Annotated in this window: 12 protein-coding genes; 7 read left to right on the top strand and 5 right to left on the bottom strand. The window is 59.1% G+C overall.

Annotation, left to right across the window (positions count from 1 at the left end):
• Positions 1-202: 202 nt before the first annotated feature.
• A complete protein-coding gene (locus tag AEAC466_RS38170; RefSeq protein ID WP_023459193.1) occupies positions 203-808 on the bottom strand; it encodes a TetR/AcrR family transcriptional regulator in 606 nt (201 codons plus the stop codon).
• 225 nt (positions 809-1033) lie between these two features.
• Between AEAC466_RS38170 and AEAC466_RS38175 the strand changes: the two genes are divergently transcribed.
• Positions 1034-1786 (top strand): helix-turn-helix transcriptional regulator, encoded by a 753-nt coding sequence (locus AEAC466_RS38175; protein ID WP_023459194.1) that lies wholly within the window; start codon positions 1034-1036, stop codon positions 1784-1786.
• A 61-nt stretch (positions 1787-1847) separates the two neighbouring features.
• Here AEAC466_RS38175 and AEAC466_RS38180 read toward each other — a convergent pair whose 3' ends face one another.
• Complete coding sequence (locus AEAC466_RS38180) at positions 1848-3800, bottom strand: CocE/NonD family hydrolase (RefSeq protein ID WP_023459195.1); 1953 nt, start codon at positions 3798-3800, stop codon at positions 1848-1850.
• A 271-nt stretch (positions 3801-4071) separates the two neighbouring features.
• Here AEAC466_RS38180 and AEAC466_RS38185 point away from each other — a divergent pair, with 271 nt between their 5' ends.
• The 5 genes from AEAC466_RS38185 (at position 4072) to AEAC466_RS38205 (ending at position 7961) form a co-directional block, all read left to right on the top strand.
• Positions 4072-4566 (top strand): DUF3617 domain-containing protein, encoded by a 495-nt coding sequence (locus tag AEAC466_RS38185; protein WP_023459196.1) that lies wholly within the window; start codon positions 4072-4074, stop codon positions 4564-4566.
• Between the two features lie 55 nt (positions 4567-4621).
• Complete coding sequence (gene ung / locus AEAC466_RS38190; RefSeq protein WP_235074320.1) at positions 4622-5356, top strand: uracil-DNA glycosylase; 735 nt, start codon at positions 4622-4624, stop codon at positions 5354-5356.
• Positions 5357-5482: 126 nt separating this feature from the next.
• Positions 5483-6142 carry a DUF3617 domain-containing protein gene (locus tag AEAC466_RS38195; protein ID WP_155913753.1) on the top strand — a complete coding sequence of 220 codons (660 nt, stop codon included), beginning with the start codon at positions 5483-5485 and terminating at the stop codon, positions 6140-6142.
• 71 nt (positions 6143-6213) lie between these two features.
• Complete coding sequence (locus AEAC466_RS38200; protein ID WP_023459199.1) at positions 6214-7023, top strand: PhzF family phenazine biosynthesis protein; 810 nt, start codon at positions 6214-6216, stop codon at positions 7021-7023.
• A 17-nt stretch (positions 7024-7040) separates the two neighbouring features.
• Positions 7041-7961: a 3-keto-disaccharide hydrolase gene (locus AEAC466_RS38205; protein ID WP_023459200.1), complete on the top strand. Its 921-nt coding sequence runs from the start codon at positions 7041-7043 to the stop codon at positions 7959-7961.
• A gap of 152 nt (positions 7962-8113) precedes the next feature.
• On the opposite strand, the gene AEAC466_RS38210 is transcribed toward AEAC466_RS38205, so the two are convergent.
• Both AEAC466_RS38210 and AEAC466_RS38215 read right to left on the bottom strand, forming a co-directional pair.
• On the bottom strand, positions 8114-9679 hold the full coding sequence (locus AEAC466_RS38210; RefSeq protein ID WP_023459201.1) for an alpha-N-arabinofuranosidase: 1566 nt from the start codon (positions 9677-9679) through the stop codon (positions 8114-8116).
• 76 nt (positions 9680-9755) lie between these two features.
• Entirely contained in the window at positions 9756-10193 is a 438-nt protein-coding gene (locus AEAC466_RS38215; RefSeq protein WP_023459202.1) for a MarR family winged helix-turn-helix transcriptional regulator, read from the bottom strand.
• A 106-nt stretch (positions 10194-10299) separates the two neighbouring features.
• On the opposite strand from AEAC466_RS38215, the gene AEAC466_RS38220 reads away from it, so the two are divergent.
• Positions 10300-10722 carry an organic hydroperoxide resistance protein gene (locus AEAC466_RS38220; RefSeq protein WP_023459203.1) on the top strand — a complete coding sequence of 141 codons (423 nt, stop codon included), beginning with the start codon at positions 10300-10302 and terminating at the stop codon, positions 10720-10722.
• 59 nt (positions 10723-10781) lie between these two features.
• On the opposite strand, the gene AEAC466_RS38225 is transcribed toward AEAC466_RS38220, so the two are convergent.
• Positions 10782-11663 carry a TIM barrel protein gene (locus tag AEAC466_RS38225; protein ID WP_023459204.1) on the bottom strand — a complete coding sequence of 294 codons (882 nt, stop codon included), beginning with the start codon at positions 11661-11663 and terminating at the stop codon, positions 10782-10784.
• Positions 11664-11667 lie beyond the last annotated feature (4 nt).

The following is an 11667-nucleotide window of genomic DNA, read 5'->3' on the forward strand; positions in this document are numbered from 1 at the left end:
ATCTTATGTAACTACCCAGGTCAAGCGGCGGTGCCCGTATCCATTGGTCCTTGTCCTTTGGCCCGTGATCCCGCCGTTGTGACGGGCCGCGTGCGGCCAAAACGACGCCGGTTCACCCTCCGGATAGGGGCCCAAACATTTACGCCCGCGTCAATATTTTCGTCAACTCACGTTGGACTTGATTTGGCTTTTTCACGGCGACTTAACGACGCAGCGTGTGGAGATAGGCGCGCAACTGGCGCAGGCCTGAGTCGAGCACGCGAGGGTCCTGGGCGACCTTCGCCATTGAGATATAGCCTTCATAGGTCGCGATAAAAAACGTCGCTGTGTCAACCGGGTCCAAGTCGCAGCGGACCTTGCCATTGACCTGACCCAGGCGCAGAGCGTCGGCGACACCGGATATCCAGGTGCTGAAGATTTCCGACAGCCGGCGTCGAAAGCCTTCGTCGAGCGGGGACATTTCCTGCGCCAGATTGTTCAGGGGGCAGCCGCCGTTGACTTCGGCCGGACTGAGGGCGGTATCGTTGAGAATGCCGAGCAGGGCATCGATCGGATCGTCTACGTCGTCGAGCGGTGCCAGCCATTTATCGCTGGTGATCTTGGCGATGACCTGTTCCACCACGGCATGGCCCAAGGCCTCCTTGCCGGTGAAATGGTGATAGAGCGCCCCTTTAGTGACGCCCGCCTTGGTTAGAATGGTATTGATATCGCTGCTGCGAAAGCCGGAGTGATAGACTTCCTCGAAGGCGGCTTCGACCAGTCGCTGGCGAGTGTGAGATGGCGCGCGGGGCAAGGCAGGTTGTGACATACCTACCAGTATGTATGTGCCTTTTGCGGAGTCAATCGTAAAATGCCCGAATTCAGCTTCGCTCTAGATGCCGGCCTGTTTTCGCTGGATGCTGACATAAATTGTCACTAGGATGCGGTGTAACCGCCACCAGTAAGCGTACGTCATCCCGAAAACAAAAATTCAGAGCCTTGCCTTGATCCTCTCAGGTCGGACGGGACTCTACTTTATCCAAGGACGCTTGCCATGTCGCGCGCCACTCGACTACTGGACCTGCTGCAATTGCTTCGCCGTCATCGCTACCCGGTCGCGGGCGCGGAATTGGCGCGGGAGCTCGATATCAGTCTGCGCACCCTGTACCGCGACATCGGCGCCTTGCAGGCCCAGGGCGCGCATATCGAAGGCGAGCCGGGCGTAGGCTATGTCTTGCGGCCGGGATACATGCTGCCGCCGCTGATGCTGTCACAGGAAGAACTGGAAGCCCTGGTTCTGGGCGTGCGCTGGGTGGCGGATCGCGGCGATGCCCGTCTGGGCGAGGCGGCGCAGAACGCCCTGACCAAGATTACCGCCGTCCTGCCCCGCGACCTGTCAGACGAGATCGAGACGTCGGGACTGCTGGTCGTACCGAGCTGGTCAACGCCAGTAAGCCGTATCGACCTGGGCGATATACGCGCCTCGATCCGCAGCGAATGCCGGGTTGATGTGCGTTATATCGACCTGAAAGAGGTGACGACCGAGCGGGTGGTCTGGCCCATCGCCCTCGGCTTCTTCGAACATGTGCGTATCGTTGTGGTGTGGTGTGAGTTGCGCCAGGCCTTCCGCCACCTGAGGGCCGACCGCATTGTGTCCTGGTCACCGCTGGACAACCGCTACCCTAAACGCCGACCCATCCTGTTGAAGGCGTGGAAGCGTGAACGCGACGAGGAAATCGCCCGGTGCGAGGCGGAATTGCCGGCTAAAACACGCCCCGATGTGGAAGTCTCAAGCCAGATGCAATGAAGCCAGATAGCAAAACGCCCCCTGAGGATCAGGAGGCGTTCCGTCTTGCGGGTTGAAGGTGTTACTGAACGATGGGCAGCCAGACGGCCGAGGCCTGTCCGCCGCCACGATAGACGCTTTCCGTCGCCGCTTTGTAGTCTGCCGGTTTGGCGTTGAAGATATTGTCGACATAGGTCTGCGGGTTACGATCATAGAGCGGGAACAGCGACGACTGAACCTGGATCATGATCTTGTGTCCGGGCAGGAAGACATGATTCACATTGGGTAGGCTGAACTTGTAATTCTCGACCCTGCCTGGCGTCAAAGCGGCGGGCGTGCCGAACCCGTGAACATAGCGGCCGCGGAAGATTTCGATACCGATCGGCAATTCGAAGCCGGCCATTTCGATACCGACATGGCCCTGGCCCGCGCCTTCGCTGGACGTATTGGGATACACGTCGATGATCTTTACCACCCAGTCGGAATCTGTGCCGCTGGTGGCGGCATAGAGATCGACCTGCGGCGCGCCCATGATGTGGACGGGCGCATCGAGGGCGGCTGTCTCATAGACCAGCACGTCAGGGCGATCCGAGGCGAAACGCTGGTCGTGGACGAGCCAGGTCTTCCATTGCGTGCCGTTGTCGAAACCGACGGGGCGGGGCGTGTAGGGCACGGGCTTCGACGGGTCGGAGACATAGTCGTCATGTCCCGCCGTGGCCGGCTTGGTGAAGCTGGCCGTGAAGCCGTCGCCGACATAGAGCGGCGTCATTGTCCCCATCGGCCATTTCGCCGTTTCCTGCCACTGATTGATCCCTGTGGCATAGGTCAGGACGGGGGGTGTCTTCGGATCGGGCGCGCCCTTCAGATAGTGATCGAAGAAGGGCTTCAGATACTTGTCGCGAAATTCCTTGGCGGTGTCGCCGGTGAACTGGAGATTGCCCAGTTCAGAACCGTAGTGATTGACGCCGGAATGGCGCCATGGCCCTATGACCAAGGTGACCATGTCGTTGGCGGTGTCCTTGGGTTCAATGGCGCGATAGACGGCCGGTGCGCCATAGCTGTCTTCCTGGTCCCATTGGCCGACGACGAGCATGGTCGGCACCTTCAAGGGCTGCTCGCCCAGCCACTTGTCCACTGCCTGATCCGACCAGAACTTGGTATAGGCCGGGTTCTGCATCAGCTTTTGCGTGAAGGGATATTTGTCCAGACCCCATTGGCGTGCATAGTCGCCGGTCGAGCCCGCCTTCAGCCAGCGCGAATAGTCGTCACCGACGCCTTCGGGGATGCCACCGCCACCCTCGGCTTTGTTTGTCGTCTGGCCGGCAACATAGGACAAGGTATTGTTGCGGAAGGCTCCGTTATGGAACCAGTCGTCACCCATCCAGCCGTCAACCATCGGGCTTTGCGGGACAGCGGCTTTCAACGCCGGGTGGGGGTTGATTTCGGCCATCAGGGACGTGAAGCCCAGATAGGATGAGCCGATGATGCCGACCTTGCCATTCGATTCCGGCGTGTGCTTCACCAGCCAGTCGATGGTGTCATAGGCATCGCTCGAATCGTCGCTGCCGGTGTTGCCCGCCTTGCCTTTCAGCGGGCGGTTCATGATGTAATCGCCTTCCGAACCGTGGAGACCGCGCACGTCCTGAGTGACGATGATGTAACCGTCATTGACGAACTCCTCGTACATGGCGGGCAGAATCTCGGTCGCCGATTGACTAGCGGACCGCGCCATAGTCCCCTTGGCGTCATAGGGCGTGCGCGACAGCAGGATCGGACCGTCCTTGGTGCCCTTCTTCATGACGATGACGGTGTAGAGCTTCACGCCGTCGCGCATCGGAATCATCTCGACGCGCTTGATATAGTCCGCGTCGGGACGAATGCTGTCATACCGCGGCATCATGTCCGGCGTCATCGGCGTGACGGGGCCGTTGGCAATCACTGCCGGTGTGTCGGCAGGCTTAGGCTTGGCAAAGGTGGGGGCGGCAAAGGCGAGCGAAATCAGCGCGGCGGCGCTGACAAGGGTGCGGTATTTCATGATGAAGCTCCGGGGCCGGACGATCTGGCGACAGCGACAATACACACTTGACGCCATGATACAATATACGACGGTTTCGCCTGTATCGAAGTGGTCTGCGCGCAAAAAAGCGATGGCGGAGTCTGGCGCACACCGTTGATATTGCACATTTTTAGAAATAAAAAAGCTATAAATCTCAAAGATTTGTACGCGTCGGGGATTGCGTCTGGCCACGCTCGGAATAGAATGGTTTGCGGGAAGGCGGAGGTTTTGCTGTCACAGGAGCGGTTTCATGTCGCCTACGCTTGCCTTAACCTTCGCGTCCGCCGCCGGTTTTTTGTTCGGCGTGGCCGGACCTGCCTTGATCGACCAGGTGACGCCCGGTACGCCACCTGCCGCCGCCAGCGCCGTAGCGGACGTAGCCACTGACGTGGTGCCCGATACGGCCGTACTGCCAGGACCGGACTCGTTGTGGGAAATTACGACCCAGACAACGGTCGCCGGCCAGGCGCCGACCACGACGACCGCCAGCCTGTGCGCCAGCGCCGAAGATCTGAAAGCGCCGCCCGTCGCCATAACGGGTTCGCAATGCGAGTCCCAGATGTTCAATCCGGCAGGCAATACCGTATCCTGGACGACGGACTGCGAAGCGGTCAAGGGCACGGGGTCTTTGACCTTGGCCGGAGACCACCAGTCGTTCAGTGGTGACGTTGTTGCATCGTCCGGCGGCCGGGATACCACCTCGCATGTTACGGGGAAGGTGACGGGCACCTGCACCAAGTCCTGAAGGTGTTGGTCAGTCGTCGAGTGTGATTAGGCGAGTGTGATTAGGTGCTGGCATATTGACACCGCCCCCGGAGTCGTTGTCGATTGCGGGCATGGCGACCACAGACATCAAACTGGACGACGGCTGGAAAGCTCTGCTTGAGACGGAGTTTTCAAAGCCCTACATGACGCAGCTCAAGGGCTATCTGCAGGAGCGGAAGACCGCCGGCGCCCGTATATTTCCCAAAGGGGCGGATTATTTCCGCGCGCTCGACCTCACGCCGCCAGACACGGTTCGCGTAGTTATCCTGGGCCAGGACCCTTATCATGGCGAAGGCCAGGCGCACGGCCTGTCTTTTTCGGTCAAGCCGGGCGTGCGTATTCCGCCGTCTCTCGTCAACATTTACAAGGAGTTGCAGACCGATCTGGGGGTAGCGCCTGCGCGTCATGGCTTTCTTGAGCATTGGGCCCGCCAGGGCGTCTTGCTGCTAAATAGCGTCCTGACGGTAGAGATGGGTATGGCGGCAGCGCACCAGGGCAAGGGGTGGGAATTGTTTACCGACGCGGTCATCCGCGCGGTCAATGCTTTGCCGCAGCCGGTGGTCTTCATCCTGTGGGGAAGCTACGCCCAGAAAAAGGCGGCTTTTGTCGATACATCGAAGCATCTGGTGATCAAGTCGCCCCATCCATCGCCGCTGTCGGCGCACAATGGCTTTTTCGGTACCAAGCCATTTTCACGCGCTAACGACTTTTTGGTTTCCAAGGGCTATCCACCGATAGACTGGAAACTGCCTGACGGTCCGGCCATTTGATTTCCGAATTTCGCCTTTATATCTCGCGATCTAAGGTCCCTGGAACAAAGTGAAAAAGGAGATGATCATGAAGCCTTTTCTTCCTAATGCCGCCATTGCCGGGAACGGACTGGGTGTTTGCTGATCATGTCAGGCCGGGGAATTCAGTATTGCGCCCTGATCGGACTGGTTTGCCTTGTTGCCGCTTGCGACAAGAAACCGGAAAAACCACAGACTCCCTTCGTCGAGGATGGCGCGGAACTGTCCGAGGCGGCTTCTTCGGAAGCGGTCGGAGAGATGAGCGCGTCTGTCAGCGCCGAGTCCGCGGCGGCAGCGCAAACCTACACCGTCAGCCGCCTCGGACAAAGGGCGGGCCTGTGGCAATTGACGCAGACCCTGCCTCAGGTGGATGGCAAGAGTGTCGCGAAGATTTGCGTGGATGATGCCCAAGGCGAAAAGCTCGCCTATATCGGTCATGACCTGCCGGGCAAGGCCGAAATGGTTGATTTGTCCTGTTCCGCCCGATCGGTGAAAAAGCTGCATGACGGCGCGGACATCGATACGATCTGCATGATCAAGGACACGACCCTGACATCTCATATCCATGTCGATGTTATCGGCAATGAGGCTTTCCACCAATCCGTCGAGACGCGATATTCACCCGCCTTCGCCGGCCATGGCGCTCAGATGACCATCACCGACGCCAAGTGGCTGGGGGCCTGTCCGTCCAGTATGAAGCCGGGCGACTATATCACCGGCGATGGCGTCCATCTGAAAGTCGGGAAATTGCTGGCCAAATTCGGCTGATGACGGCTACAGGGGGACCGTTTGAATTGGGACGCCCATGGAGGCGCGCCGTTGAGTGAAGCGTGGAAGCCATGATTCAATACCTGATCGATGCCTTCGCCGACCGCCCGTTCACGGGAAATCCAGCCTGCGTGGTCGCCCCCTTCGATGTCTGGCCGTCGGACGCGTTCATGCAAAATTTGGCCATGGAAAACAATCAGGCGGAAACGGCTTTCCTGTTGCGCACAGAAGACCCGCAACGGTTCGGTTTGCGCTGGTTCACGCCGACCATGGAGGTGCCGCTGTGCGGCCATGCCACCCTGGCGTCGGCCCATGCCCTGTTTCGCGAGTGGGGCGTCGCCGCGACCGACCTGCGCTTTGACACCCTGTCCGGTGAATTGCGAGTGCGGCAGGCGAATGACCGGCTTGAGATGGATTTTCCGGCCTACATACCAATTGAAATACCGGCAATGTCGACGGTTGTAGATGCGCTGAGCGTGGAGCCCATTGCGCTCTATGGCGGACCGGCTCTGATTGCCTTGCTGGATTGTGAAGCCACCGTACGTCAGATCGTGCCGGATGTGTCGCGCCTGCCCGCCTATCAGGGAACAGCTTACACCGATCGCCACCTGGTGGTCACGGCTCAGGCCGATGCCAATCGTCCCTATGATGTCGTCAGCCGGCTCTTTGCGCCAGACATGGGTATACCCGAAGACCCGGCCACCGGATCGATGCATTGCATGCTGGCACCGCTCTACCAGTCGTTGACCGGCAGGGCGGTCATGACCTATTATCAAGCGCATCCGAGGCGTGGCGCGTATATGCAGTGTGAGGTGACTGGTGATCGCGTCAAGCTGCGCGGACAGGCAGTTACCGTCGCCCGGACAGAGCTGAACCTATAACCAATACGGGAAGACTCATGTTCAAATCCAATCTGCTCGCCGCCTTGTGCGGCGCTTTCGCCCTGTCCGTTACCTCCGGAAGCGCATTCGCGGCCGCGCCGGAATTTCAGCCGCAAAAGCTGGTTCTAAAAAATATCCCCAAGGCCACGGGGGCCGCGGTCAAGCTATTCAATGGCAAGGATTTGAAAGACTGGACGGGGTGGCTGGGCTATAAAGATCCGTCTCTGACCTACAAGGCCGGGACGGCCAAGCCGATTGGACCTGGCGGTGTCGGTACGATCTTTACGGTCGTGACCGAAGACGGCGCGCCGGCGCTTCGGGTGTCGGGGGAAACCTGGGGCAGCCTGGTTCATAAGGGAAATTACGCTAATTACCACCTGCATCTGGAATACAAGTGGAGTGGAAAGCGGTATGCGCCACGCCTCGATGCGCCGGAAAACAACGGACTTCTCTATCATAGCCATGGCAAGCCGGGTGCGGTGTGGGGCACCTGGTCGCGTGCGGTCGAATTTGAGATCATGACCGGCAGCGTCGGTATGGTGGTTCCGGTGGGCGATGGGCTTCGCGTCGATACCAGCGTAGCGCATGACGATGCGCTCATCGATCCCAAGCAACGCTATATGTTCGGGGCGCCTCTGGGGTCGGCGGTCGGCAACACCGCGAACTGGAATGTCGAAAACAATGTCAATGCCGACAAGCCCGTTGGGGAGTGGAATACGCTCGACCTGTACGTCTTCGCCAACCACGCCGTCCATGTCGTCAACGGCGTGCCGGTGATGGAAGTGTGGGGCATGTGCGACAAGGCCAGCGAAAAGGCGCCTTGCCTGCCATTGATCCGCGGCGCCATTCAGTTGCAGTCAGAGGGCGCGGAGACCTTCTTCCGCAATATCACGCTGGAACCGATCTCCAGTCTGCCGGCCATCGAACTGGCCAAATAGCGCCCATATAACATACGGAAAAGCCCCGCCGTGACAGCACTTTTCGGATCAAAAAGTGTGCCAAAACAAAAGTCTAGAGCATTTGTCCGGTTCAACATGATCGGGAAATGCTCTAGACACGGCGGGGCCTGATCTGGCGGGTAGAGCAGGGACTATTCCAGCACCACGACCGTGACCGACTCCGGAGCGACCTTCAAGGTGAGGGCACCATTTTTGGCTGTCGCCGAAAAAGCTTTCGGTACGACAAGGTTCGGCTGCTCAAAGGTGTTGATGCTGTCGATCTTAGGGGCCACTAAGGTCTGGCCGGTCGCCTTTTTCGGCGTGAACCCCAGAATGGATGCATCGACTTCCAGAGGTTCATCCGGGTCAATATTGGTGACGGACAGATAATATTTGCCATCCTTGCCCTTGGCGGCGACAATATCGGCGCGCGGCAGGGTGACGCCGTCGTGCGTGTAGGTGCCGGCATCGTAGCTGACCGGAATGGCCTTAGAATCCTGGAACGGCACGTACATTTTGAAGACATGATAGGTCGGCGTCAGCACCATCTTGTCGCCATCTGTCAGGATCATGGCCTGAAGGACGTTGATCATCTGCGCGATATTGGCCATGCGCACGCGATCGGCATGGCGGGTAAAGATGTTGATCGATACAGCCGCCAATATGGCATCGCGCTGTGAATTTTGTTGGACGAGGAAGCCCGATGTGCTGCCCGGCGTCTGGGCGTACCACGCGCCCCATTCGTCAACCGCCAGGGCGATCTTCTTTTCGGGATCGTACTTGTCCATGATGGCGCTGTGCTTGCTGACCAGCTCTTCCATGCGCAAGGCGGTTTTGATCACCTTGGCATATTGCGTCTCATCGAAGCCGGACGCCGGCTGGTAAGGCGGCCATTGCTCGAAGCCGGAATAGTAGTGCAGCGACAGGGCATCGACTTCGCCGCCCTTGTTCTTCATGAAGGTTTCGGTCCAGTTGTAGTCGTCGACATTGGCGCCGGAGGCGACCTTCTTCATGCGCTTGTCGCCGGTTTGCGCTGGGTTGTAGTTCTTGGCATAGGTGGTGAACTGGCGGAATTCATCGGTATAATGTTCCGGCGTCATGTTCCCGCCGCAGCCCCAGCTTTCATTGCCGATGCCGAGGAACGCGATGGAATAGGGCGCGGGATGGCCGTTTTCACGGCGCGCCATGGCCAGGCTGCTTTCCTTTTCAGAGGTCATATATTCCAGCCATTCGGCGGTTTCCTGCGGCGTCGATGAGCCGACATTGGCCGAGATATAGGCTTCCGAATCGATCTGGCCCACGAAATCCATGAATTCGTCGGTTCCGAAGGTGTTGGGTTCCAGCACACCACCCCAGTTGGAATTGAGCGTGACGGGACGCTTGCCCGTACCTATCCCCTTCTGCCAATGATATTCGTCGGCAAAACACCCGCCCGGCCAGCGCACGTTTGGGACGTGCAGCGCTTTCAGGGCGGCCACCACATCATTGCGGATGCCGCGTGTGTTGGGAATGGGGGAGTCCTTGCCGACCCAGATGCCGCCATAGATTCCCGTGCCGAGATGTTCGGCGAATTGCCCGAAGATGTGGCGGTCAATCGTCGCGCCAGGTTTGGTGGTGTCAACCGAAACCTTGGTGACGGGCGTAGCGGCTTCGGCCATGGCGGTCCAGCCGAATGCCATAAGGCCAAGTGCCGTCAAGGAAATGGCGGTGTTGCGCATGAAATAAGTCCTGTCCCTGGGATTTTTATAAGATCCTTATTTTGTAGGACAATTGAAAGGGGCTGGCAAGCGCCGTCTATTCACGCAGGTTTTCCCCCAATACACGCACCTGGTCACGCAGATTGTTCAATTGATCGAGCGTCAGGCCCGAGGCACAGAGTAGGGCGGTGGGGATCGCGCGCGCCTTGTCACGCAAGGATTTTCCATGTTCAGTCAGGTGAATGCGGGTGACGCGTTCATCGCGGGCGTCGCGTTGGCGCGTGACGAAACCGCCCTTTTCCATGCGCTTCAACAACGGCGTGAGCGTACCCGAATCGAGTTGCAAGGGCTGGCCCAGTTCATTGACCGACCGTCCGTCCTGTTCCCACAGCAATAGCATGACAAGATATTGCGGATAGGTCAGCCCCATCGGGTCGAGATGCGGCTTATAGGCCTGGGCGAAGGCATGGGCTGCCGAATAGACGGCAAAGCACAGCTGATTTTCCAGGCGTAGTTCGGGGGGGGAGGCGGACATAACGGTACTTTCTCATATGCATCGTAAAGATAGTGCACAATTTAGTTGACATCAAATTGTACACAATATAATTGTGCATTATTGAATTTTCAAAAGGAGGCTACCCATGACCCAATCGATCACCGCCGTTTACACCGCGCATGGCAAGGCCACGGGCGGCCGCGAAGGCACCGCCTCTGCCGGCAATCAAAATCTGACATTGTCCACACCGAAGCAACTCGGCGGCGCAGGCGGAGACGGCACCAATCCGGAAGAGCTGTTCGCCATGGGTTACGCCGCCTGTTTCATCGGTGCGCTGAAGTTCGTCGGCGGTCGTGACAAAGTGGTCGTACCGGCCGATACCTCGATCGAATCCAGCGTCGGCATTGGCCCGATCCCCGCAGGCTTCGGTATTGAGGTTGAATTGAAGATATCACTCCCGGGTGTCGACGCCGCCGTTGCCGACAAGCTCATCGAAGAGGCCCATAAGGTATGCCCCTATTCGAACGCCACGCGCGGCAACATCAATGTGAACCTGATACGCGCCTAGGTCATCACCTTCGGTAACCTGTTGAAAGCCCTCCGGCCTGGCCGGAGGGCTTTCCTGTGTCAGACGAGGCCTGATGCCTGAGACAAGGATGCTGCCTCGCGAACGGCGCGCTCATTGTCCTTGTCCAGCGGGTAGTATTCCAGCCCCATCGGGCCTTTGTAACCGGCCGCCCGAATGGCCTTGAGCAGATTGACGTGGTTGACTTCGCCTGTGCCGGGCTGATGCCGGCCGGGCACGTCACCCAGTTGCACATAACCCACCGTATCCACGCCGGCGGTGAATTTTTCGATCAGGTCGCCATCTTCCAGCTGCATATGGTAGAAATCCCACTGGAGCTTGACCATCGGCGAATTGACGGCCCGGACAATTGCAGCCGCCGGGCGCGAGCCATTGAGCAGATGTCCCACGTGGTTGACGGTATTGAAGGGCTCGACCAGTGCCATCAGCCCGGCCGCTTCGAGGAGCGGGGCGATGCGCATCAGACCGGCCGTATAGCCGCTCAGCATGGCTTCGCGCGACAGGCCATCGACCTGGTGATGCCCGACCAGGGTGATCGCCTTGCATCCCAGTATAGCCGAATCGGCAATGGCCTCCCTGATCATCGCTACCAGGGCGGGGTGATTGGCCGGATCGGAAAAATTCGGTGCTGTGGGCGCATATTGCGTCAGAACCAGCCCATTGGCGTCGAGCAGGGCGCGGGCGCGGGTCGCGTCCATCTTGTCGTCTGCGCGCCGAACCGGCCAGAATTCGACCTGGCTGAAACCGGCCTGTGCCGCCAGTGCAAACCGGTCGGCGAAGGGGACTTCGGTGAACCAGGTGTCCAGATTGCAGGCAAATGGTCGCAGCGCGGCTTTACGATCGGGCACGGCGGCCGCTGCGGCTATGGGCGTCGCCGCCAGCCCGGCCATGGCGAATGCGGCACGGCGCGTCAGTTGGGTCATAGAG

This window comes from Asticcacaulis sp. AC466, from assembly GCF_000495815.1.
Lineage (GTDB): Bacteria > Pseudomonadota > Alphaproteobacteria > Caulobacterales > Caulobacteraceae > Asticcacaulis.